This is a genomic window from Candidatus Poriferisodalis sp. (assembly GCF_965221945.1).
Taxonomy (GTDB): domain Bacteria; phylum Actinomycetota; class Acidimicrobiia; order Acidimicrobiales; family Poriferisodalaceae; genus Poriferisodalis.
Genome location: NZ_OZ244925.1, coordinates 1,762,540 through 1,785,780, shown reverse-complemented (window position 1 = coordinate 1,785,780; position 23,241 = coordinate 1,762,540). Strand labels below are relative to the sequence as shown.

Annotated in this window: 21 protein-coding genes; 4 read left to right on the top strand and 17 right to left on the bottom strand. The window is 69.1% G+C overall.

Annotated features, from left to right (window positions below):
* Positions 1-39 precede the first annotated feature (39 nt).
* From ACOQPH_RS08335 to ACOQPH_RS08305, 7 genes are all read right to left on the bottom strand, one after another.
* Positions 40-207 carry a hypothetical protein gene (locus ACOQPH_RS08335; protein ID WP_420624166.1) on the bottom strand — a complete coding sequence of 56 codons (168 nt, stop codon included), beginning with the start codon at positions 205-207 and terminating at the stop codon, positions 40-42.
* Positions 197-496, bottom strand: coding sequence for a hypothetical protein (locus ACOQPH_RS08330; RefSeq protein WP_420624165.1), 300 nt, complete (start codon positions 494-496; stop codon positions 197-199). The genes ACOQPH_RS08335 and ACOQPH_RS08330 overlap by 11 nt, the downstream gene beginning before the upstream one ends.
* A 220-nt stretch (positions 497-716) precedes the next feature.
* Complete coding sequence (locus ACOQPH_RS08325; RefSeq protein WP_420624164.1) at positions 717-1,694, bottom strand: isopenicillin N synthase family dioxygenase; 978 nt, start codon at positions 1,692-1,694, stop codon at positions 717-719.
* Positions 1,695-1,754: 60 nt separating this feature from the next.
* The gene (locus tag ACOQPH_RS08320) at positions 1,755-2,426 is read right to left on the bottom strand and encodes a hypothetical protein (RefSeq protein ID WP_420624163.1); all 672 of its coding nucleotides are present in this window, start codon (positions 2,424-2,426) and stop codon (positions 1,755-1,757) included.
* A 9-nt stretch (positions 2,427-2,435) separates the two neighbouring features.
* Complete coding sequence (selD, locus tag ACOQPH_RS08315; RefSeq protein ID WP_420624162.1) at positions 2,436-3,536, bottom strand: selenide, water dikinase SelD; 1,101 nt, start codon at positions 3,534-3,536, stop codon at positions 2,436-2,438.
* Between the two features lie 100 nt (positions 3,537-3,636).
* Positions 3,637-4,560: a nucleoside hydrolase gene (locus ACOQPH_RS08310; RefSeq protein WP_420624161.1), complete on the bottom strand. Its 924-nt coding sequence runs from the start codon at positions 4,558-4,560 to the stop codon at positions 3,637-3,639.
* 5 nt (positions 4,561-4,565) lie between these two features.
* A complete protein-coding gene (locus ACOQPH_RS08305) occupies positions 4,566-5,282 on the bottom strand; it encodes a hypothetical protein (RefSeq protein WP_420624160.1) in 717 nt (238 codons plus the stop codon).
* A gap of 159 nt (positions 5,283-5,441) precedes the next feature.
* On the opposite strand from ACOQPH_RS08305, the gene ACOQPH_RS08300 reads away from it, so the two are divergent.
* Complete coding sequence (locus tag ACOQPH_RS08300) at positions 5,442-5,927, top strand: hypothetical protein (RefSeq protein WP_420624159.1); 486 nt, start codon at positions 5,442-5,444, stop codon at positions 5,925-5,927.
* A gap of 7 nt (positions 5,928-5,934) precedes the next feature.
* On the opposite strand, the gene ACOQPH_RS08295 is transcribed toward ACOQPH_RS08300, so the two are convergent.
* The 4 genes from ACOQPH_RS08295 to ACOQPH_RS08280 all read right to left on the bottom strand — a co-directional run bounded on the left by ACOQPH_RS08295 (position 5,935) and on the right by ACOQPH_RS08280 (position 8,321).
* Complete coding sequence (locus ACOQPH_RS08295) at positions 5,935-6,381, bottom strand: hypothetical protein (RefSeq protein ID WP_420624158.1); 447 nt, start codon at positions 6,379-6,381, stop codon at positions 5,935-5,937.
* A 32-nt stretch (positions 6,382-6,413) separates the two neighbouring features.
* Positions 6,414-6,899 carry a prepilin peptidase gene (locus tag ACOQPH_RS08290; RefSeq protein ID WP_420624157.1) on the bottom strand — a complete coding sequence of 162 codons (486 nt, stop codon included), beginning with the start codon at positions 6,897-6,899 and terminating at the stop codon, positions 6,414-6,416.
* Positions 6,896-7,441: a hypothetical protein gene (locus ACOQPH_RS08285; RefSeq protein ID WP_420624156.1), complete on the bottom strand. Its 546-nt coding sequence runs from the start codon at positions 7,439-7,441 to the stop codon at positions 6,896-6,898. Before ACOQPH_RS08285 ends, ACOQPH_RS08290 begins: the two co-directional genes overlap by 4 nt.
* A 130-nt stretch (positions 7,442-7,571) precedes the next feature.
* Positions 7,572-8,321 carry a hypothetical protein gene (locus ACOQPH_RS08280; protein ID WP_420624155.1) on the bottom strand — a complete coding sequence of 250 codons (750 nt, stop codon included), beginning with the start codon at positions 8,319-8,321 and terminating at the stop codon, positions 7,572-7,574.
* On the opposite strand from ACOQPH_RS08280, the gene ACOQPH_RS08275 reads away from it, so the two are divergent.
* On the top strand, positions 8,310-8,915 hold the full coding sequence (locus tag ACOQPH_RS08275; RefSeq protein WP_420624154.1) for a hypothetical protein: 606 nt from the start codon (positions 8,310-8,312) through the stop codon (positions 8,913-8,915). The two genes, ACOQPH_RS08280 and ACOQPH_RS08275, sit on opposite strands and share 12 nt — an antisense overlap.
* 7 nt (positions 8,916-8,922) lie before the next feature.
* Here the strand turns inward: ACOQPH_RS08275 and ACOQPH_RS08270 are convergent, their stop codons facing one another.
* From ACOQPH_RS08270 to ACOQPH_RS08245, 6 genes are all read right to left on the bottom strand, one after another.
* Entirely contained in the window at positions 8,923-9,438 is a 516-nt protein-coding gene (locus tag ACOQPH_RS08270; protein ID WP_420624153.1) for a hypothetical protein, read from the bottom strand.
* An 81-nt stretch (positions 9,439-9,519) separates the two neighbouring features.
* Positions 9,520-10,344: a type II secretion system F family protein gene (locus ACOQPH_RS08265; RefSeq protein WP_420624152.1), complete on the bottom strand. Its 825-nt coding sequence runs from the start codon at positions 10,342-10,344 to the stop codon at positions 9,520-9,522.
* Positions 10,341-11,096, bottom strand: a complete 756-nt coding sequence (locus ACOQPH_RS08260; protein WP_420624151.1) for a type II secretion system F family protein — start codon at positions 11,094-11,096, stop codon at positions 10,341-10,343. The genes ACOQPH_RS08265 and ACOQPH_RS08260 overlap by 4 nt, the downstream gene beginning before the upstream one ends.
* Positions 11,093-12,379 (bottom strand): CpaF family protein, encoded by a 1,287-nt coding sequence (locus ACOQPH_RS08255; RefSeq protein WP_420624150.1) that lies wholly within the window; start codon positions 12,377-12,379, stop codon positions 11,093-11,095. The genes ACOQPH_RS08260 and ACOQPH_RS08255 overlap by 4 nt, the downstream gene beginning before the upstream one ends.
* The gene (locus tag ACOQPH_RS08250; protein ID WP_420624149.1) at positions 12,376-13,296 is read right to left on the bottom strand and encodes a hypothetical protein; all 921 of its coding nucleotides are present in this window, start codon (positions 13,294-13,296) and stop codon (positions 12,376-12,378) included. The genes ACOQPH_RS08255 and ACOQPH_RS08250 overlap by 4 nt, the downstream gene beginning before the upstream one ends.
* Positions 13,269-14,384, bottom strand: a complete 1,116-nt coding sequence (locus tag ACOQPH_RS08245) for an SAF domain-containing protein (protein ID WP_420624148.1) — start codon at positions 14,382-14,384, stop codon at positions 13,269-13,271. The genes ACOQPH_RS08250 and ACOQPH_RS08245 overlap by 28 nt, the downstream gene beginning before the upstream one ends.
* A 221-nt stretch (positions 14,385-14,605) precedes the next feature.
* Between ACOQPH_RS08245 and ACOQPH_RS08240 the strand changes: the two genes are divergently transcribed.
* Together ACOQPH_RS08240 and ACOQPH_RS08235 are read left to right on the top strand one after the other, a co-directional pair.
* Positions 14,606-21,685: a hypothetical protein gene (locus ACOQPH_RS08240; protein WP_420624147.1), complete on the top strand. Its 7,080-nt coding sequence runs from the start codon at positions 14,606-14,608 to the stop codon at positions 21,683-21,685.
* Complete coding sequence (locus ACOQPH_RS08235; RefSeq protein WP_420624146.1) at positions 21,682-23,226, top strand: hypothetical protein; 1,545 nt, start codon at positions 21,682-21,684, stop codon at positions 23,224-23,226. The genes ACOQPH_RS08240 and ACOQPH_RS08235 overlap by 4 nt, the downstream gene beginning before the upstream one ends.
* Positions 23,227-23,241 lie beyond the last annotated feature (15 nt).

Genomic DNA, 23,241 nt, shown 5'->3' with positions numbered 1-23,241 from the left:
CGGGGCTACCCAACCCGGCGGCCGTCAGGCGAAAGAGCCTCAGACAGCCTCAGGCGCAGCAGTGCCGATGGCAGGACTGGCCTTGTAGTCGTCGGAGCAATCTCGGGGAGCGGACGCTGCAAGCTCCTTCAGCTCCGCCAAGGTGAGCGCCTTGGCAGTCTTGGGAACCGGGGACTTGCGCATGGCGCGCTTGCGGTCAGTTCGCATCGGGACGCTCTCCTTCCTCCGACGGCCTCGGGACGCCTCCGTAGGCTTCCCGGTGCTCAATCGTAGCCTGAGCGAGGATTGCGACCAGATCGTCAGCCACTGCGGGCGTCAGCTTGAGCCTCCCCACGATGGTGCCATCGCAATCCACGAAGCTCGAAGGCATCACGACGAAATCGAGTGTGAACTCGTGGCGCGTGTAGGACGCTTGCACATAGTTCGAATACACCCCGCCGTCAGGGACGCCTTCCTCGAATCCGAAATAGCGTCCCTCTTGCTCTTCGTCGGCCACCCCGTGCCTCGCTCTCTCATCGCTCAGGAGCAGTTCGGGGCGCTCTGGGTCGCCCGGATCTCCTGCTCGGCCTCTTGTCTCAATCCCGACACGGCAAATAGACGCGCCCGAAACTGCTCGTCAATCATCGGCCTGACCCTTCAGCCACAAAGCACGCAGTGTCGCGCACTCCCTCGACGCATACGCGTCAGATTTTTCGGATGTACAGCAGCGGGCGCAGTTACTCGACGCGGCGGGCGTCGGGGATCAGGTTGATCTCCCAGATCACTTCTTCGAGCCGATCTTCGGCTGAGACGGCCTCGTAGCGGCACGGCCGCTCGGCGGTGACCGTTGACGGTGCTGGTGTGAGCACTGTGGAGGGCCGGGGGTGACAGAACTGCACCACGCTGAGCCGGTCGGCGCGCTGGTCAGGGTCGGCCTTCACTCGGTGCCAGCCGGCGCCGATCAGGCCGTTGGTGACGTGCTCCAGCATGATCCCCGAGTTGACGATGACGTGGTCGGCAGGCGGAGCTGCCTCCACCCATTCGCCGTCGATGCGTACCTGCAGGCCGCGGTCGCTCGCGCGTGGCAGTGCAGTGATGAGGTTGATGTCGGCGTGTTCGTCGGCCCAGATGTGACCCTCAGCACCGCCGTCTGGGGCGCTCGACATCGGCGGGTAGTGGATGGCCCGGCTGAGGTGCGTGCCGTAGTTGGTCATGTTGTCGAAATAGGTCTCGTGGGCGCCGATCCCCTCGGCGATGACCCGCAGGAATCGCCGTTGCAAGTCCACAAGCCGGCGATGGAACTCCGTGAGGATCTCGCCTGCGCCGGTAATGTCGGCGTCCGGGAAGACGGACGGTGGGTACCAGCGCGCGTACTTGACCGTGAGCGGATGGCCGGCCGGCGGCAGGTCGCTCCAGTTGAACATCTCCTTCCAGTCGGGCAGATCGGAGATGGCGGCGGTCTCGGTGAGCGGTCCGGTGTAGCCGCGGGCACCAAACGACTCAGTATCGACATAGCGCGCCTTGGCGTCAGGTTCGAGCGCGAAGAACCTGCCGAGCACGCCGTAGGCGTCGTCGAGCGAGTCGCCCGACAGGTCGTGCGCTGTGTAGACGAAGCCGGTCCGCAGGCTGGTCATGACGCCGTCGGTGACCGCTCGGCGCTGCGTCGCAGAGCCTTGCTCGAATGCCAACAGGTCCACGTCGAGAATCTCGTCCATCGCGATCTCCGGAGTTTGATCCGCTTCGTTCAGCAGTGAGGCGTGTGGCTGCCACTGACCCTACGCGTGCTCGCTGCCAGGCTCCTGCTGGCGCACAAGCCACTTTTCGTAACGCGCTGGATCGGTCCACGCGCCGGTCTCGGCGTCGAAGCGCGCCGCCTCGGGGACCATCAGATCCGGATCGGTGGTGCGGGCCTGCGTGCTCGACACTGCGCCCACCCAGTCCGGCAGGTTGAGCACCAGATGGGCAGGACACTCATGCGGCGGACGAGCAGCGATCGCCACCGTTGGCAGTGATGCGATCGATGCATCGCGGCGGGAGGAGTCGTTGCCGTAGAAGACCGAGTCGTGAATCTGGTGCCACTTGTCGGCACCCATCACGATGACGTCGAAGCCGGCGGAGATTTCCGACAGCAGTTGCACATCGGTCACGCTGACTTCCAGCCAGTCGAACCGTTCGGCAATCCAAGTGAGCACCCTGACCCGATCAACCAGTCGGGGACGCAACACCTCTTCCTTGGCAAGGGCTACCCGGCTCACCGACCACACGAGCACGTCGAGAGCATGCTGGGTGCGTACCGCCTCGCTGATCGCGAGGTGCGCGTTCGTCGGCGGATTGAAAGAGCCGGGAAACACACCACGGCGCAATGTTCGGCCGGTGGCGCGTGCCGGTGCTGCGGCTGGTCCCGACGACTCTGCGGTGCCGCCGGTCTGCTCCTGTGAAGCGACCATGTGTCAGCTTCAATCGGCGCCCGGGCCGACATTGCCGGTGATGGTGATGGTGCCGGTGTTTCCCTCAGTGAGTTCGCCGATCACCGCTGCGTCATGCCCGCAGTCGCGCAACTGGCGCATGGCGATGCCGGCTCGCCCCGGCTCGCAGCTGAACAGCAGGCCGCCCGAGGTCTGCGGGTCGCCCAGCACGGTTCGGGACAGCGTGTCGCCGCCGTCAAGCCGACCGTCCAGATGATCGAGATTGCGCTGAGTGCCACCTGGCGCGAAGCCGCCCTTCGCGAGCCCAAGAACATCAGGCAGCAGTGGCACTGCCGGCGCGTCCACCACAGCACTGAGGCCGCTGCCCATGGCCAGCTCCGCCAGATGGCCGAGCAAGCCGAACCCGGTGATATCGGTTGCTGCCGTCGCACCCACCGACAGTGCGATGTCCGTCGCTGCAGCATTGAGCCGGCCCATCTCGACGATGCCGGCCTCGTAGGCGGCGTGCAGTTCGCCCCCTTGGGAGACCAATTCTGGTTCCGAGCGCATGAGCGCTGTCGCCAGCAGACCGGTACCGAGCGGCTTGGTGAGCACCAGCGCTTGGCCGGGCTGCCCGCCGGCATTCGTGAGCAGGCCTGTCCCGTGGGCACCTGCTGCGCAGACGCCGGTCACCGCCATGCCGTAGAGCGGTTCGGGTCCGTCGATGGTGTGACCGCCGGCCACGATCCACCCGCCGTCTGACGCGGCGTCCGCGCCGCCGGCAAGCACCTCGCCCAGCAGGTCCAGCGGCAGCACGTCGCGTGGCCAGGCAGCCAAGTTGAGTGCGAACAACGGCCTGGCGCCCATCGCATAGATGTCGCTGGCGGCGTTGGCCGCAGCTATGCGCCCCCACGTGCGGGCGTCATCGATGATCGGAGCGAAGAAGTCGGCCGAGCTCACCAGCAGTTGGCCGTCGGCGAGCCGCCACACGGCCGCGTCGTCACTGGTGTCGGTACCGACGACGAGATCGGGGTGAGACGGGGGAGTCAGATGGCGCAGCACCTGCGCCAGCTCGGAAGGTCCGAGCTTGCACGCTCAGCCCGCACCGTGGCTGTACTGGCTCAGCCGGAATGCTGAGCTGTTCTCCGACACAGCGGCAACGGTACCGAGGCCCCCGGCCCGAGCGGCCGGTGAGCGAAGCGAACAAGAGCGGCAGATGCGGCCCGAGCGGAAGGCGGCGCTGGACTGGCCGTCAGTCGTAGCTGAACACGGCGTCGACGATGAGTTCGAGGGCCGCGACGGCATCGATGCGGTAGGCAACCTCGCTGTTGGGTACGGCATCGGTTCCTGGTCGCTCGTCGACCACCGTCATGCCGCGCGTGAACTCGCCCGATGTCTCCACGTCGACGCGGCGGGCGACGAAGTTGAACAGATCGGGATGGGTGACCGCCAGGACTGCGCAGGGATCATGCAGGGGCGCAGCTTCCAGGCCGGCCCGCTCGCGATAGCCAGCGAGGTAGAAATCGAACAGTCCGGCCACAAACGTCGCCGCCGTGCTGCCGTGGTCGCGGAGTTGAGCGATGACATCGGGCCCCACGCACAGCTGGTGGGTGAGGTTGAGCCCTGCCATGCGAACGAGCGGTGCGCCGCAGGCAAACACGATCTGCGCGGCATGGGGGTCGGCCCAGATGTTGAACTCGGCTGTCGGCGTGACATTGCCTGGTCCCACCGCACCGCCCATGAGCGATATGCCTGCCACACGCTCGACGATGTCGGGAGCTTGCCGAACGGCGAGCGCCACGTTGGTCAGCGGTCCGACCGGGACGAGCCAGACGTCGTCGTGAGCCCGGACTGTCTCGATGATGCAGCTCACCGCATCGTTGCCCGCTGCGGTGCGGTGCACCTCCGGCCGGGGCGGGCCGTCCAATCCGGTGTGTCCATGGGCGCGCGGTGCATGGGCGGCCGGCACCACCAGGGGCCGGTCGGCACCGGAGTGCACCGGCACGTCGAGGCCCGCGAGCTGGCACATGAGCAGTGCATTCGCCGTGGTCATGTGCAGCGGCGCATTCCCCGACACGGTCGTGATGGCCAGCAGTTCGCAATGACGAGCCGCCAGCAGGATGGCGACGGCGTCGTCATGACCGGGGTCGCAGTCGAGAATGATCTTCGGCGCCATGGCGGCTACAGCTTGGTGATGCTTGGGGCCGGCGCTTCGGTCTCACCCCAATAGTGGGGGAGGCGCAGGTAGCCGAAGCGCGTCATCTCGACAGCGGCCGGCAGTCCCTGGATCTCCTTGAGGCGCTGAATACTGCGGATGTGCGAGGACATCTCGTAGAAGAGCATCCAGATCGCGCACTCGAGCGTGTTCACGATGAGGCGCTCGTCGTCAGGGTCGTGCCAGGCACCCCGTGGCAGCACGGTGATGGCGTCGTCCCAGAAGAGCGTGCTGTGACGTGATTCGACCATCTCGCGGAAGGTCTCGATGGGGTGTTCCGCTACGACATGGCGCATCCAACTCAGGCCGAGATCCAGCTTGTCGAGCAGGTCACCCACGTCCCAGAACAGCGCTGGGTCGAGACGCAGGCCGTGCTTGTTGTTGGGGCCCTGGTGGTGCTCGGACCACACGATCGGCTCTGGGATGTCATCATCCGGCCACAGCAGGGAACCGCAGCGGCGTTTCGAGAAGATCAGCGACACCCAGGCAACGTGCGAGATCTGCCGCCGGATCGACCACCACATCAATTCCCGGTCGGGAGACTGGTCGTCGAGGTCGAGCTGGGAGTCGCTGAGACCGTCGATCTCAGCTCGCAGCCAGGTGTCGATGTGGGAGAAGTACGGCATCGTGCCGGGGCCGGCATCGGCCGGCATCTCCAGCACTGAAGGATCAACTCGAGCCATGAGCGAACGCTAGGCGAAGTGACGTCGATACGACGTTGTGAGAGCACCGACGCCCTCACTGCGTGGTTGCGAAGAACGGCCGAGTCTTGAGCGCTCTCATTGGTGCCGGATTCGTCAGCGCACACGGGGGAGCGTCCGGGGGGCCGTACTGTCTCAATGGTGCTTGGTGTTGCGCGGTTCCGGGTTCGTGGCAAGACGGGCTTGTCGTCGTTGGAGTGGCTGCTGGTGGCCGCGGCATCGGCTGCCTTGGCGGCTATGGCGGTGGTGGCGGTGCAGTCGGTGGTGCGTGACGTGGGTCTGGATGCGGGGAGTTTCAGTGCCCGTTTCCGGGCGGCGCGTGTCGCGGCGGACTCGGTCACGCGGGAATGGCGAGCCCATCACCCGGCGGACCAGTTTGAGGCCGATGTGCTGAATCGGCGCTACGGCGAGCGCTGCGCCCGTTTGGGGATCACTTTTGCTGACACGGAGGCGCTGCCGTTCTGGAAGCCGGGTGTGCTCGATGCGGGGGGCGGCTGGTTCGAGGTGCACAAGCTGCCGGTGTGCAGCCTGCAGAACGTTCGGGGTGAACGCGAGCGTTTCCGCCCGTTCGAGACGGCCCCCGTTGAGCCCGCACCGCCCGCGACTGGCGAGCGTCAGAACGAGTGATGTGGGATCAGGGTTTGCGTCGGCAGATGGCTTGGGGCTTGCCGGTGCCTGGTACGTCTGTGTCGGCTTTGTTGAGCTCGCCGACGGTGGGAGGCGTAGCGCCGGTGGCGCCGGTGGGTCTCACGAAGACGGCCTCCACGTCGAGGCTGGTGTCGCTGTAGAGGATCTCGAGGCGTTCGCAGCGGGCGGTGAAGTAGAGCTCCCACCGCTGCCAGGTGTTGTAGCGGGCGTCGTCGGGCGATGCGGTGCGGGCTTCGCGGATGACGGTGTCGGCTGCGACGTTGGCGGCAGTTGCGCGTGCACTGCTGCCGCCGAGCTGTTCGGCGGTGTCGTCCACCACGTTCTGGACGAGCACAACGGCAAGCGCGGCGAGTCCGGCGACGGCGGCCACGATGAGCAGCCATTCCAGGGTGGTGAGGCCGGCATCGTTTCGGCGGGTGGTGCTGTGGGTCATGGGGGCATTCCTTTGGTTGGGTTGTGCGAGTGTCATGGGATAGGTCCGACCGTGGCCAGGCGTGTTCCCAGGGTGAGTGCGGTTCCCAGTGCAAGCGCCGGCGCGCAGCGGACTGTTGCGCCGCGCCCTTTGCGCAGCGTCACCATGAACGCGCGGGGCCATGCGGCGACAGCACCGGCCGCCAGCGCCCACCAGGGCCATGCGGGCCCCCACCAACTCAGCAGCAGGCTGTTGACGATGATGAGCCGGATGTCGCCATAGCCGATTGCGTCCGGGCGGATGCGGTAGGCGATCTCAGTGACTGCGGCAATGGCGGCCGTGCTGGCGAGTATGCGCGTGCATCGGCTGGGCTCGCCGAGTGCAATGGCCGAGCACCCGAGCAGCGAGGCGATAGCGATGCCAGCGGCCCAGCAGGCTCGCCGGCTGATGATGGCGCTTCGCAGGTCTGTCCACGTTGCATGCGCGGCGAGCAGTGACCACGCCCCGGTGGCCGCCCAGATCCCGATCCCGGCGCTCACGGTGTCTCGCTCTCGTCGTCTGGTGTGCCGCTCTTGGGGTCGTCGGGTGCCTTGCCGTCGGGATTGGGTGCCTGCGTGAACACTGCGACATGGGCACCGTGCCCGTGCAGTGTGCGGGTGCCGAACAGCCCGCGGACAGGGGCTGTGGCGCCGTCGGTCTCGCAGGTGACATGGGTGGCGACGACCAGCACTCGCCGGGTCACGCCGGCTGCTGATTGCTGGCCGGCGAGGTCGGCGGTGGCTTCGGTGACAAATCCGGCGCGACCAGGTGCGGGCCGGGGACCGTCCAGGCAGAGGTAGTCGAGACCGGGCCGGGCGCCGAGCACGGCTTCGGCAATGAGTTCGCGGCGCGGCTCGCTGCTGGTGCCCTCGTTCGGCTCGCCGCCGTCGGCGGGTCCATTCGGGGGATCGTCGTTACAGCAAAGCGCGGCGGCCACGGCGGCCTCTTGCGCCGCGAGGCTCGTGACGAGTTCGGCACGGGCGCCGCGCCCCGCCCACAGGATGAATAGCACCCCCAGGGCGAGCATCGGCGTGAGCGCCATCAGCTCCAGCGACGATGACGAGCCGTGTTCGCCTCGACTCGTTCGGCGTGGCCGGATTGGCTTGGACCCAGCACTGCACAGCAGGCGTCTTCGCTGGGGCCGGATCGGTGTCACGAAGCGCATCGGGTGCTCAGCCGCCGAACGCCGTACGCGTGGGCAGCGATTCGGCAAAGATCCGCGCCGCGTTGTCGTTTCCGGGGCGGGCATCGAGCGGCGCGAGGTCGAGCAGGTCCCCGCAGGCCGGCTGTGGGGTTGCTTCGGCGGCGGCGGGCAGGGGAAGCGTCCCGATGGCCTCTGCGCTGATCGGAAGCCCGCGTGGCCACACCTGCGACGCGGCCCAATCGGTTGTCGCCCAGTCAGCGGTGAGCCCGAGGTGGGCGGCATCGGCGACGACGGCTCGACCTCCCGCGTGACACGGCAGACTGGCAGGGTGGTCGCCGTTGGGGGTCGTCGCATGCGCAGATGCGGCATACGCGCTGCTGTAGAAGCCCGCGACGGTCATCCCATCGAGACCGCTCCCCGACAGACCAGTGAGCAGAGACTCCGTGAGCGTTTCGCAGGCGTGCTGGAGTTTGTGTCCCAGCGCCGCGAGATCGCCGTCCCCGGTGTCATGGTCCAAGGGGGCACAGTCAGGGAAGAACCAGCCGACAGGCCCGTGGTCGCGGCCTTGGGCGTCGCGCCATGCGACGGCAAGCGATGCAAGGTTCTCGGCAGCGGCATCAGCTGCGGATTCAGCTGCGAGCCGTCGCGGTACGGCCGCAGCCACCACGGCTGCGAACACGCAGACCGGCACCATCAGCATCACCAGCAGGGTCACGGCGCCTCCCGCCTCGTCGCGGCTGCGCCTCGTCTGCGTCGCCCGCCGGGCGTGTGCGCTCACCGGCAGTCTCCTGACGCCCGCAGCGATGAGCGCGGCGAGGTCCTGCCGCTGCTGATTCTGTGGCCGGGGATTGTCGTGCTCCTGTTGCTCCTCGCGGCACAAGCGTTCTTGGTTGCCGGCGCGCGGGCGCAGGCCGACGCAGCGGCCTCGGAGGGCCTGCGCGCGGTCTGGGAGGCGGTCGGCGATGCGGGCTTGGCGTACGCCGACGACGGCAGCCTGCACACCGGCAGCGAGCCGCACCCGCGTGCGGCCGTGATGTCGGCGGCCGCCCACGACGCAGTCGCGCAGGCGGCGTCGGGCAGCGCCGGAGGGTGGCGCTGGTGGACACCGGGTGCGGTGACGGTTCGCAGCGATTGGTGCCATAGCGGCGCCCGCTCGGTTCTGCGGCCGGGTCCGGGCGAGCCGGGCTGGGTTCGCGTGACGGTGTCGGGCGATGTGTTCGGGCCGTTCAGCGCCCTGTGGCCGGGTCGGCTGGATCGGGTCCATGCCGCAGCAGCCGGCCCAGCCGTGCTGGTGCCGCCGGCGGCCTCCGAGTCGATCGGTGTTGACGACGGCGGCCTGCCGTCGGTGCCCGCCGATCTGCCTGAGTGCTGAGCCACGGTCATGGTGCTCGATGGCGGATCTGGCACACCCAGCGCCCGGAAGTGTGCGTCGGGTCTTCGCCGTCCGCAGCAGGCGTCGTGTGGGGCGTTTGGGGGGACTGAGTGGTGACGACGACCGCAGTGGTCGGCGACGGCTCGGTGACCGGCACTGCAGTCTGGACCGGAGCAGGGATCTCGACGGGCACCTTCAGCCAAGTCCATTCGGCGTCGCTGATCGCGTCGGCGTAGGCAGATTCGAGGGCTTCGCATTGCCGTTCGAGCGCGACCAGCGCTGCGGTCGCGGAAGCCGAACGTTCAGCATCGCCGTCTGAGGTTTCCAGCGCGATCAGTTGGGCCGCCGCATTGCCGGAGATGCGGGCCGCTGCGACGCCTGCATTGATGAGCCTGGTGTCGGCGTCTCGATTCACGTAGCTGGCGTCGTCGATGAGGTTTTGGAATCCGACGGCCATCGCCGCGGCGAATCCGCCCGCGGCCGCAATGACGAGCAGCCACTCCAGCGTCGCGAGCCCTGCCATGTCACGGCTAGCAGCAGTCCGAGGTGCACCCGAGCGCTCGGTCTGTTGCGCACTCGGGCGTTCGGTGAGCGGCACCATCGGTCAGGGAGCGTTCGCGACGATGCCGCCGGTGAGCGACACGAACGGGGGATAGATGAGGATCGCCGCGAGCGCCAACGCGACGGCCGTGGCCGGCAGGACGATGATCTGGTTGCGCCGCTCGGCGGCTTCGCGTTCGCGCTGCATGGTGTCGCGCCACAGGTTGTCGGCAGCGGCTAGGACGGCGTCCGCCATGCGGGTGCCGCGGCGGGCAGCAAGCCCGAACGCGCCGACCGCCTGGGTAAGACTCACCAGCCCGTAGCGCTCGACGAGTTCGCTCAAGCCATCCGATGCCGGCCGGCGCTCGTTCTGCGCGCCCACAAGGTGCCGATGCAACAGCCGCCAAGTGGGACGCCTACCGGCCTGAGCGGCGATCAGCATCGCGTTGGCTGGCTCGGCGCCGGCAGCGACTTGCTGCGCAGCAAGCACGATCCACAGCCGGACGACTTGGTCGAGCTCGACGCGAGAGCGTTTGGCAGCGTCTTTGACCCCTTGGTAGGGCACCAGCCATCCCACTAGCGTGCACAGCGCCACAGCGGCGACCGCCGCGGTAGCGGTGCTGGTCCACCACGCTGCCGCAACGGCGCCCGCAGCCAGCCCTCCCACCAGGCCGGCAACGCGCTGCGTCAAGTACGCCTGATAAGTCACTCCCGCGAGCAGCAGATCGCTGGCCCGGCCAGGTTTCGGCGCGGGGAGCAAGTCCCACACGTGGCTTGTCGCAGCACGCAGCGACATCCGCGTCGGTCTTCCGGCACCTGCGGCGACCACGAGCGCAGCCCCGCAGGCGAAGGCCGCTCCGCCGAGCACTGCCGCCACCGTCGCGTTCACAGCGGATCCGGGGCGCGCCTGGCGCGCTTGGGGGCGACAAGCACCGACGGCTCGGCACGGACGACCGAATGGCGGACCAAGAATGCTGTGGCACCGAGGAGCACGAAGGCGATGAGCAGCAGCACCGCTTGGCCGGTGGGTGTGCGGTAGGGCTCGAAGTAGGCGGGGTTGTTGCGGTACATCAGCGTCACGACGCCCGCGGCCAGTGCGAGCAGCGCAATGGTCTGTGTCCACAGCTGCACAACGGCCTCGGTGCGTGCGCGGTGCAAAGCAACGATGTCGCCGATGCGTCCGGCAAGGTCGCTGAGCGGTCCGGCCAGCGGCCCGCCCGATGACGCCGCGATGCGCAGCCCGGCGGCCGCTTCGGGCTCCCACACCCTCCCGCCTGCGGCGAGCTCATCGGTTGCTGCCCGCAGGCCCGTTAGACGGGCAGTTCGAGCGGCGCGGCTCACGGTGGCGGCGATCTGGGGCGGAGCGTGCTCGGTGCTGGCCGCCAGCGCGTCCCCGAGCCCCGCGCCGGAGCGGGCCAGTTCGGCGATCTGCCGTGTCCAGGTCTGCCATGCCAGCGCCTCGGCGGTCTGGCGACGGCGCCGCGCCGGTGCAGCGACGAACGGCGGGAGCAGCATCCCCAGGCCCCCGGCGAGCACCGCCATGCCCCACAGCCGGGTCGCCCACAAGCCGCCGCCGACGCCGCCGGCTGCGGCGACGGCTTGAACAACCCACAGCCTCCCGAAGCCCACGACGCCTGTCATCGCAGGCCAGCGTCCTCGGGCCACGTCGTGACGTCGAGGCCGCCCTCGGCGAGGCGCTCGGCGAGCTCGGGGCTGCGGGGACGGCCGACCGGCTCGAGCGGGCCGGTGCGCCTAGGCCGCGCGTAGATGTCGTGGGCCTCGAATCGGTCGCCGGGAGCGCCGAGCACCTCGGTGATCTGGCGGACGCCGCGGAAGCCGGTACGGGGGTCGCTGCCCATGTGCACGACGAGATGGACCACGTCGGCTGCTTCTTGGACCAGCGCGGACTGCGCCCCGGCCAGGCCCGATCCCATGCAGTAGCGCACGAGACGCGTGAGCGCCTGGCGGGGCGACGACGCGTGAATGGTGGCCATGGAGCCGTCCGAGCCGGTGCCGCACGCGGACAGGAACGTGGCTGCCTCGGGTCCGCGCAGCTCCCCGACGATCACGCGGTCGGCGCCCGAGCGCAGGGAGCGCCGGGCGAGCTCTTCCATGGTGATCTCGCCTTCGCCGTCGCTGTTGGGCTCACGGGTCTCGGCTGCGAACGTGTACGGGTGTGTCTCGTCGAGGAACAGCTCGAAGGTCTGCTCCAGGGTGCACACCACCTCATGGGGTGCGATCTCGCCCAGCAGTGCTCGAAGCAGCGTGGTCTTGCCCGAGCCGAGCGCTCCGCAGATGAGCACATTGGCCGGGCCAGGGGGCCGCACCGCCGCCGCGAGGAACTCGGCGGCATCTGTGCTCAGCGAGCCGCCTGCCGCCAGGTCGCCAAGGCGGATCAGCCGGTGGCGGTGGCACCTGACGGTGAGATACGGGGTGCCGCACACCTCCATCGCCGCGAACATCCGCTCTCCGGTGCGCAGGCGCAGGTCCAGCAGCGGCGCGGACGCATCGAAGCGCCGCCCGGTCTGCCCGTGGGTGACCGCCAGGTGGGCAATGAACCCGATCATCTCGTCGGCGTCCGCGAACGGCGGCTCTGCGATCGTTTCTTGGCGGCCTCCGGACAGGCCCAGCACGCCCAGGTGCGGGCCGAACAGCCAGATGTTCTCCACGTCGTCGCGGCGCAGGAAGCCTTCGAGCGGGCCGGTGCCCAGCAGCTCTTCGAGCTGGCTGTCCAGCCACGATGTGTCGTCGTCGCTCAGCGATTCGCCACGCGCATCCAGCGCCTCCGCCTCGCGCCCTCGGGTGATGTCTGCCGCGATCTGCCGGCACGCGTCGGCGACTGCGGGCAGCGGCTCGGTCGCGTCCAGCCGGTAGCTCTGCACCTCGGCGAGCACCTCGCTCCAGATCGACGCCGCTAGGCTCACGAGGTCGCCCCCGCCGGCGATCTGTCCGGTGTCCGGCTGCCGGCGGCCGCCGTATCTGTGGTGACGCATCGCTCCGCTGCCAGCCCGTTGGTGCCGGCCCAGTGCCTCGCCGGTTCCTCAGAGCGATCGGCCGCGGCCCCCAAGCGCTCGGCGACGCCTGTGAGCGCTTCCAGCAGCACTCGGTCGCGGTGACGTGGGCGTGCGCCCAGCAGTGCCGCTGGGCGCGCCCGCCTGGTGCCGCCGATGAGCGGCGCGCTCGTTCCCACAGTCGGCGCATTCGCCCTCAGGCCTTCCGGGCCGGTCCCTTCGGGCCGAGCGGAGAGCATCCTGACTTCGGGGTCGGGCGTGAAGCGCAGCCAGAATGCGGCAAGCACGGCGCGAAGCCCGCCCGGAGGGGCGGTGCCTGGTGCTACGGCCAGTACCAAGCGCTGCGAAGCGGCGTGCATCAGCGGCTCATATGAGGGTGCCGTCGGCCCGGGCATCGACACGATGACCGCCCAACGGTCTGCCAGCCCCGCCAGCTCCCCGGAGCGGTCCGCCAGCCAGCCTGCCGTGCGACGTGCCCCGTCGGGATGAGCCGGTGCTCCCAGCAGATGCACCGAGCCGCCGCCCTCGGTCGGCAGCAGCCAGCAATGGCGGACGACGATCTCGGCACTGAGCGATGAGCGCGAGGCGATGAGCGACGGCAGGCCCCGCTGCGCGGGTTGCAGCGCCAAGCGGGCCGCAACGCCGATGCGTCCACTGAGGCCGGTGCCGTGCGCGTCCGCGTCCACCAGCAGCACGTCCCGGCCGGCGTCAGCCCACGAGCGGGCGATGGCCGTCGCCACTGCTCCGGCATCGAGCCCGGGCGCGGCCAGGCTCGCGCCCTCGGTGTCGCGCACGGCCAGCATCAGCGCTCCTCCCACGCCTGCTGCCACTCCTCATCGAGGCTGCGAGCCGTGGCGTCGGTGTCAGTGCCCTGGGGGACCCGCAGCACCATGGGCGCTGCGCCCAGCTGTTGAGGCAGCGATTTCCACCACACCCATTCGGCGGGTTGGGCCCAGACGCCCAGCACACCGTCCTCGTAGTGCTCCAGCCGCACGGCGCGCAGCACCGAGCGGGGCCGCCCGCCGCCCGCGCTGCCGCGGGGCGCACCAGGATCGATCAGCAACGCGAGGTCGCCCTCCGCGATGCCCGAAGGAGCAAGGCTCAGATCCACCGGCGTCAGCACTTCGAGCTCGCCGGGCGCTGCTTGGTCGCGCCATCGGCCGCCGAAGGGCTGCAGCGCGGCGGCCTCCTGCTCATAGGAGGCTGCCCACAACTCGTCGAGATCAGCAGCCAGCGCTGCAGCGTCGCCGCCCAGTGGCACCGGCAGCGCCATCGGCGGTGCGCCAAGCTCTGCGGGCAGCGCTCGCCACCACACCCACTCCGCAGGCGGCACGAACAGGCGCATCGCGGAGCCGTCGAAGGCGGCGAGCTCGAGCGTGCGGATGACTGATCGGGGCCGCCCCGCCCGTTCGTGCGACGGCGCCGCACCGGGGTCCACCAGCAGCACCACATCGCCCTCGTGCACACCAGAAGGCACCAAGCTGGTGTCGAGCGGCACCACCACCTCGAGTGCGTCACCGAAAGCGCCGGCCGACGGCTCGACCAGCAAGTGGGCGCCCACCAGCGACCCGGCAGGCAATGCGTACCTGACCGCGAGGCCGGCCAGCGTCTCGGGCGCGCTGCGGGTCCACGGGATGTGCGGGACGTCGCCCAGCATCACCTCAGCCTGCGCCAGATCGGTCGCACTGAGCACATGGCCCTGGGGAAGATCCCGGGCTGTCACCACCACCGCGATGCGCTCGTCGAAGGCCGCTGCGGTCGCCCAGAACCCCGCGATGCTGGCTGCCATCAGCGCCGATCCGCCGAGTCCGACAAGGGCGCGTTTCGCCGCACGCGGCAGCCGCCGGCGCGTCCTCGCCGGCGTGGCGGCCCCGCCAGTCCCCGCCGAGGCAGACGGCGCTTCGGCCTCCTCACGCATCGAAGAAAGCCGCCGCCCGGATCCAGCTGAAGCTGAAGCCGAGCAGATTTCGGTTGTTGACAGAGATGCTGTCGGGGGCTACGTTGCCTCGCTCATGACCCCGACCCGCCAGACGACCGACGGATTTGCGGGGGGGGGGGGTTAATAGCAATTCCCCGCCCCGCCGCGCGACCCGCGCGCGACAGCGGCGCGTCGGCCGGCTGGGCTGGGCGTCGCGGCTGGTGCTCGCGACCCTCGTCGCGACCTCGGTCGTTTCCGGCGTAGGTGCGGTCCCCTGGCTTGAACGAGCCGACAGCGACGGCGACGGCACTGAAGAACTCGGGGTCGAATGGAACAGCCTCGCCGACGAAGCCGGTGCTGCCGCAGCCTCGGGAACACCCGGGTTGAGTTGCCCGGCGGGCATGGTGCTCCACGAGGGGCTGTGCAAGACCCCCGCCACGGACTACGTCGAGCAGGACCGCGTCTGTCCCCAGGCCGCTGACGGCTATGAGCTGGTGAGCGCGATCGGCGAGCATGGGGCGTCTCATAGCTGCCAGAAGACGGTACCGGCGTACTGCACGGGCGACAAGGTACTGCACCAAGGTCAGTGCCAAACCGAGAACACCGAGCAGCGGAACGCGAACTGGACCTGCAGCGAGGGCACGCTGGTGTCGACGTTCGTGGATCCGGGCTACACGTACTCGTGCCGGATCACGGTCGATCCGCCCGAGTGCCCCGACGAGGAGAGCTACCGCACGACTCCCAGCAGCGGCTGCTACGAGGAGGTGTCGTTCTACGAGACCGCCGACTACACGTGGACCTGCAGCGAGGGCACGCTGGTGTCGACGTTCTTGGATCCCGGCTACAGCTATTCGTGCCGGGTGACGCTGGGGTCGCTGACGTGTCCCGACGGTGAGACCTATCGCAATAATCGCTGCGAGACCCAGCAGGAGTACTACCCAACCCGTGATTACACGTGGTCGTGCAGCTCGGGCACGCTGGTGACGTCCTCGGGCGATCACGGCGTGACCCGTTCGTGCCGGGTCACGCTCAACCCGCCGGTGTGCCCCGCCGGCGAGACCTGGCGGAACAATCGCTGCGAGGAGCAGCAGACCTACTACCGGACCCGCGGCTACACGTGGTCGTGCAGCGAGGGCACGCGGATAACGAATTCGGGCGATCACGGCGTGAGCTACCAGTGCAGGATCACGCTCAACCCGCCGACGTGCCCCGACGGGGAGACCTACCGCAGCAACGGCTGCTATGAGTCCGAGAGCTATTACAACTCGCGGCCCTATGATTATTCGTGCCCGTCGACCTACACGCTGGGCACCTCGGGCGGGTCGCGCACGTGCACCAAGACCGAGACGTACCAGGAGCGGGTGTGCAGCTATGACCCGATCGCGGGCCAGCAGTGCTGGTACGAGACCCGCACCCGCACGCTGACTGCCGCGGTGATCGAGTCGTGCGCGTCGGGCTATTCGGCCGACGGGACCGGCTGCACCGCCAACAGCCCGTCGACGCGGTGGGTGGCCACGGGCAGCACGCCGACGAGGTACCGGTACGAGCCGGCGACGAGTTCGTGCCCGTCGGGCTGGTCCGACAATGGCTCCCAGTGCGAGTCCGACACGGCGTCGACGCGGTGGGTGGCCACGGGCAGCACGCCGACGAGGTACCGCTATGACCCGGCGACGAGTTCGTGCCCGTCGGGCTGGTCCGACAACGGCTCCCTGTGCGAGTCCGACACGGCGTCGACGCGGTGGGTGGCCACGGGCAGCACGCCGACGAGGTACCGCTATGACCCGGCGACGAGTTCGTGCCCGTCGGGCTGGTCCGACAACGGCTCCCAGTGCGAGTCCGACACGGCGTCGACGCGGTGGGATCCAACCGGCAGCACTCCGGTCACGAGCCGCACCGGACAAGCCGATCGCTCCTGCGACACGGGCTTCACCTGGAACGGCAGCAGCGGGAAGTGCGAGAACACCACCTACACGGACCCGACCGCGCCGCTGACGACGGTGGTGGGGGACCCGCCGGACGTGTCGTGCCCCGACGGTTACGATTCTGCTGGGGGTGGGCGCTGCTCGCGCACCACCCTCGGTCCGCCCACCGCCACGCCGATCGGCGCGGGCTGCGTCGACGACCTGGGCACGCTGGGAGCGGGGGCTGTGTCTCGCTCGGGCACGCTGGCGACGGGCTGCACTTCGCTGCGCAAGGGCGACGCGCAGTCGTTGCACTACGCGCGCCGGTTCTCGCTGCGGGTCTCGGCGGCGTCCACCGCGACGTTCACGGCGTCGTCGTCCGACGCCGACGCGTTCATCTATGTGCTGTCGGGCTCGGGCACCAGCGTCACCGAAGTGGACTCCGACGACGATTCGGGCGCCGGCACCGACGCGAAGGTCACCGACGTCGCCCTGGCGGCCGAGACCACCTACACCGTCGAGGTCACCACGTCGGCAGCGGGCGTCACCGGCGCGTTCACCCTCACCGGCACCATCGCGCCCGACGAGCCGCCGGTGGTGATCACCGACCTGCGGGACGGCACGGGCTACGGCTTGGCGGGGGCGACGGTGACCGCCGAGGACGAGTTCACCGTGGAGCCGGCGGATGCCACCTGCACCGCCACCACAGCGACTGCCGGAGTCACGCCTTCGGTGGCGGCGGGCACAGCCGCGGACAAGCGCAAAGTGAGCCTCGCACTGGCGGCGCCGTTCAGCCACGAAGTCACGGTGAACTGCGACGCGCCGGGCCGCACAGCCACCGAAGACACAGCCACCCTGTCGGGCAAAGTGGCGATCAGCTCGGTCACGGTCGCATCGGGCACGGCATGCACCGGGACTGCTTCGGCGGGCTATTCGTGCACCGTGCCTCAGGGCGGCACCTTGGCGGTGACCGCCACCGCGCAGGGCGCTCACGACGGGCTGTCGCTGGCGTGGGCGGGCTCGGGCGGCGCGTCGGTGGGAACGCTGACCCACACAGCGGTGTCCCCGGTGCCGGGGGTGGGGTTCTCGCGCACCTCGACCGCGGCCCTGTCGTGCACAGCGGACGGCACCGTCACGGTGACAGTCACTGCTGGTGCCGTCACCAAGGCCGTCCCCATCGGCGTGGACTGCGCCGTTGCATCCGACCCGTGCGATGATCCGTTGGGCAGTCTCGCTGAGGGCGTCACATCCCGTTCAGGGACGATTGCGGCCAATGCGTCGTGCACGTCGCCCCAGCGCCGAACGAGCAGCACGAACACGTACTACGCGCGTCGGCACACATTCACCCTCGACGCCCCCGCGACGGTCACCGTCGACTTGGGCTCGGCGTCGTCGAACGCATCCAGGCTCGACACTTACCTGCTGCTGCTGCGAGGCCACAGTAGCGACGGCACCGGCACCGTCGAGGGCCGCAACGACGACCGTGGCGGCGGCAGCCGGGACTCGCGCATCGCCAACAAGCGGCTCGCTGCCGGCGACTACACGATCGAGGCCACCACGTTCGGCTCAGGACGCACCGGCGACTACGACCTGAGCGTCAGCGTCGTGCTCGACTCGGCGGTCAGGTCGGTCACGGTGTCGTCGCGCGACGCGTGCGAGCCCGACACCGACGCTGCGCCCCAGGGCGTGGACGCTGTGCTGGAGTGCGAGATCGTCAACGGCCAGACCGCGGCCGTTGCTGCCACCGCGATAGCGAACCACGCCACGATCGGTCTGGCGTGGGCTGCGACCGGCAGCGCGTCGGTCGCTGCCGCCGCGACGCCGGCAGCCACGGCGATCCTCGGTCCCGACAACGTCGCGACCGGCGACTGGCAGACCACCGCGACCGCGGATCTGTCGTGCACCGCGGACGGCACCGTGACCCTGACGGCCACGGCGGGGCCCTCGGGCAGCGCCGACACCCACACCACCCGGCTGGACGTCGACTGTGTCGACCCGGTCGAGATCACCGGCCTCGACGACGCCACAGAGTCCGGCACCAGCGCTGTCACCGTCAGCGACACCTTCACCGTCAGCCCCGCGACGGCCGAATGCACCGCCGCGCCGGTAGGCACTGCCACCACGCCCCAAGGCGGCGCCGCAGGCGACCGCGTCCTCAGCGCCACCTTCACGACGCCGGCAGCGACGACGATCACCGTGGTCTGTACCAACGACGGCTACGCCGACGGCGTCGACGATGTGGTGTTCACCCACGCAGGCGCAGTGACATCGGTCACGGTGACAGCGACATCGGGAGGGGCGTGTGCTGCTTCGGCGACGACGCCGGCGGGCGTGAATGCGGCGTTGGACTGCGACATGACCGACGGCACGACGCTGGTGCTGTCGGCCACTGCCGATGCGAGCGCCAACGGGCCGTCGTTGGGATGGACCACCAGCGGGGGTGTCAGCCGGGTCCGCAGCACCCAGTCCCAGCGCCCCAGCCCGCTGATCGCGCCCGACGGGTCGCTGGGTAGCTGGCGGCGCACGGGCACGGTGACGCTGTCGTGCACCGCGGACGGCACGGCGACGCTCACCGTGAGCTTGCCCGCAGCCGCCAGCCACCTCACCGCGGTGAACGCCGATTGCCAGGACGAAGTCCAGATCACGGATCTGTCCGATACGACCAAGACAGGCACCGGCACCGTCACGGTGACAGACGACTTCAGCGTCGACCCTGCCGCGGCGTCATGCACCGCGACCGCGACGGCCGGCACCCCCACGATCACGGCGGGCGCCGGCGGGGCCCGTACCGCAAGCTTGGGGGTGCCGGTGGGGTCCTCAGCAGATGTGACCGTGACGTGCACTCACTCCGGCCATGGGGACGGCACTGCCTCGGTGGCGTTCTCAGCTCGGGCCGCTGACAGTTGCGCTGAGCACATGGGCACGCTCGCGGTGGGCACCACGACGCGCAGTGGGACGATCGCGGCCGTTTCGGGATGCACCTCGCCGCAGCGCTTCAGCGACGGGGGCACGTCCACAAGCCGCTACGCGCGCCGTCATACCTTCACGGTGGCCTCCCCGTTGCGGGTGCAGATCGATCTGGCGTCGGCAGCGGCGAACACCAGCCGGCTCGACACCTACCTGTTGCTGCTGGAAGGCCACAGCAGCGACGGGACGGGCACCGTTTTGGGCCGCAACGACGACGTCGGCTCCGGGCACGGCACCCACCGCCACAACTCGCGGCTGTCCGCGGTGGAGCTCGCGCCGGGGCACTACACGATCGAGGCCACCACCTACGGCAGCCGCCGCACCGGCGACTACACGCTCACCGTGGTCGCTGTCGGGGGCGCCGGCGCGGCATGCACCGACGATCTGGGCACCCTGACGGCGGGCCGGCATGTGCGCACCGGCACCGTCGCGGCCGTCGAGGGATGCACCTCGACCCATCGCGGCAGCGGCACCAGCCGGCCGTCTGCACGCTGGTACACGTTCACCCTCGACGCCCCCGCATGGATCGACATCGACCTCGCCAAAGCCACCACCAGCAGCCTGGACCCCTATCTGCTGCTCCTGTCAGGACACACCAGCACCGGCACAGTCCTCGCCCAGGACAACGACAGCGGCACCGCCACCGCAGCCCAGATCCAAGGCGTCCACCTCGACCCCGGCACCTACACCATCGAGACCACCGCCGCCACGCACACCGGCACCACCAGCACCGGCGACTACACCCTCACCGTCACCGTCCCCATCAGCGGCCTCGCCCAGACCGTCGACGCCACCGTCGACCAGCACACCACCATCCACTTCAACTACTGGCCCAGCGACGCAAGGATCGGGTTGCAGTCCCGTTCGGGCGATATCGATTATCTGGCGGATCTGCTGGATATCGGCATATCCGCGTCTGGAGGCGAGGTGTCGCTGTCGCTGGCTGTGCCGCTAGTCGATACGCACGGCTTGAGCGTGACGCGAACCACCGTTGCGGCTTCGAATGGCGCAAGCGGCGCAGGGGGTTCGGCGACTCGAGGCGCTCGGCAGGTTCGGTCTGCGACATCTGTGGTGTCAGTGACATCGGGCTATGAGTTCTCGGTTGACGCGGTGTGCGGTCTCGGCATGGTGGTGAGCCCGAGCAGTGAGCAGCTGTGTGTGTCAGCGTCGTTGCAGAGCAATCCGCGCGAGGACGCGGGCGCGGCGCTTGACGAGGGGCCGCTGTACCGGGTGACTCCGGGGGCCTTGGCGGCCACCGTTCACGCTGCCTATACGGGCAAGTCGAGGTTCGAGACCCGAACGCGCCGGGAGTGCGTGAACATGAGCGTGCATCGCCTTGCGGCGGTGATGCTCGCGATCCCGTATTGGGAGAACCCGGCCTTCGACGCCAACGGCGACCCAACGCGCCTGTTGGCGCGTTCGCCGATGGCGCTGTCCCGCAAGGACGTCGTCCGCCAGAGAGGCGAGATCCAACCGCGCAACTACCGGCTGTACTCGGCCAACTCGCAGACCTCGGGGCCCGCTCGAGCGTTCTGGCATCCTGGGGTGGGCTCGTGGCAGATCGACGACACCTTCGCCGTCGACGGCGACCTCGCACCGGTGCTGGCGCTGGATCACGGCGAGCGGGCAGACACCCGCATCGGCGGGACACTGGTCGCGGAGCGGCTGCTGGCGACCCTGTGCGGTGCCGACGCGGGGAACACGGCAACGTTCTTGGGGGAGCTGGCCAAAGTGTACAAACCGTGGTTCGGCTGCCTTGGGGAGTCCGGGACCCAGACGTGCCGGGACAATACGTATCTGAAGATGTACGACATCGAGCGCGATGACCTGCTGGTGACCTCTCAGCGCTACATGGGCGAGGGCCCGGTGGACGGTTATCTGCGTGACTACAGCCCCTCGGGCGGGGTGATCGACCTGAACTGCCGTTGGGGTGACACGGGCGCTGCGTTCGACTGCTGGTTCTTCAACCCCGGCAACCGGCAAGGCGCCATGCAGGTGTACGACCCCGAGGCCGACAACACGGACCTGTGGAAGACCGATCCCGACACCGGGGAGCGGTACCGGTCGCGCACACCGCTCGCAGCGCCGTTCCTGTCGTTCACCTACGTAGAGAACAGGGTCGGCACGAAGTTCGCGGTGTTCCCCGCAGCGTTCCTGCCGGGCTCGACCACGACATGGTTCAAGGCCGTGCCCGACAGTGCCGGCGTTCGCGACGCGGACTACCCGTGGCAGCAGACCAGCTACACCTTCGGCAGCGGCTCGACCGCCCAGAGTCGGCAACTGCAGGTTCAGGTGTGCCTCGCGGAGGGCACACCGCCGAGGGTCCGCCACACTTGCAGCTGGTGGCCGGTGAACAGCGACAGCCTGGTGAACGTGTTCGCTGCGGCGCACTTGACGAACCGCACACGCGAGGACCCGGTGTACCTGCCATGAACCCAAGCAGGCCGCGTCGGCAGCTGGTGGCGGCGGCCGTGCTGATGGCGGTGTCGGCTGGCTGCACCGGGAACGATCCCGCTGCGGAGCCGCGGCTGCCCCCAGTAGCCAGCACGCCGCCGCCGCCGTCCAGCGCGCCGGCGACCCCGGAGTCGGGTCCGGTCGCCACGACAGCCGCCGAGACGGCACAGTCCCAAGCCACAGTTTCCGAACCCGTCAGAGAGCACTTGGCGCAGGTACGCCCATCGGGAGACTACGCGCCCCGCAGGGACGAGTACTTCGACTTCCGTCCCGGGCGTCTTGAGGAGGCGGCCGATTTGCGAGTGCCCGCCCAAGAGGAGGACGTCTTGGGTCCGGTGCACCGGCCTAGACGTCCCGATCTGAGGCTCGAGGCGGTGTGGGGCCGCGCGTTCGACATGTGCGACGACCGCCAAGCCTATGAGGCGATCATGCATGTGCCCTACCAGACCGGGGGACTGTTACGCCTGCAGGACTACAACCGCCTCCAGGACATGCGCCCCCAGATGGGCTGCGAAGGGCCGCCGCCAGACCCCGACGCTCCCACGCACCGCTACGGCTGGGTCGCGTCGCACGGGAGCTTGGGCTATGCCGAGACCGCCCTCGAAGCCCGCGAGCAGTCCGAGCAGTCCGTCGAGGCCGAGAACGATCGGTGGAAGGACACGCTGTACGGCGCGGCGCACGCGTTCGGCACCTTCTCGCTATTTCATTCCGACTACAGAGAGACCCGGTTCGCTCCCGCCGACGCGCCTGTGGACGCAGTGAGGGTCCTGGCGGAGTCGGTCAAGGTGCGCGACGGGGTGCTGCGCGGCCTGGTGCGCAACTGGTCCCGCAGCCTGTTCGCATACGGCGCCACGGTCACCGCAGACGGCAAGTCGTGGCATTGGCCGTTGTCGGTACAGCCCGGCGAGACCGCCCCCTTCGAGATCGACGGCTGGGACGGCCCGACTGACCCTGCACTGATCGAGTTCGCCGTCGATGCCGAGATGTCGCCCGAGATCGACATCTCCCGCGCATGGTTCATCGACTTTCCGCACCAAGCCAGGACGCACAGCGCGGAGAGCCTTCGCCAATTTGGCTACACCGACGCCGTGATCGAACGCGTCCCCGTCACCGGCGGCTTCTCGTTCTACCCGGCGCTCATCCGCTACGTGCTGGAATTCCCATTGCGAGGTGATCCATTCGTGCGCATGAATCTGTTCGACTACTGGCGCGCGGTGCGCATCGAGGATCTGCGCGCCTACCTCGCCCACCTCGACGACCAGCACGGCCGAGTGGTCCACATCGAGCAGCTCCCGGTATTCGCTAGGGAATTTGGATTTGTCCGCTCCACGGAGGAGTCGTTGACTCGCTGGGTCCTTGCTGAGCGATACCCGCACACCGCGACCACGAACGTGACCGGCCGGATGGAGTTCAATATTTACCTGAGTCTCCTCTGGCACATATCTCCCGGTCTGCCATACGACATCGGGAACATGCTCATCTGGATCGGCGGCGCGCACCCCCAAACTCCGCCACCTTGAAGAGCCATAGCGCCC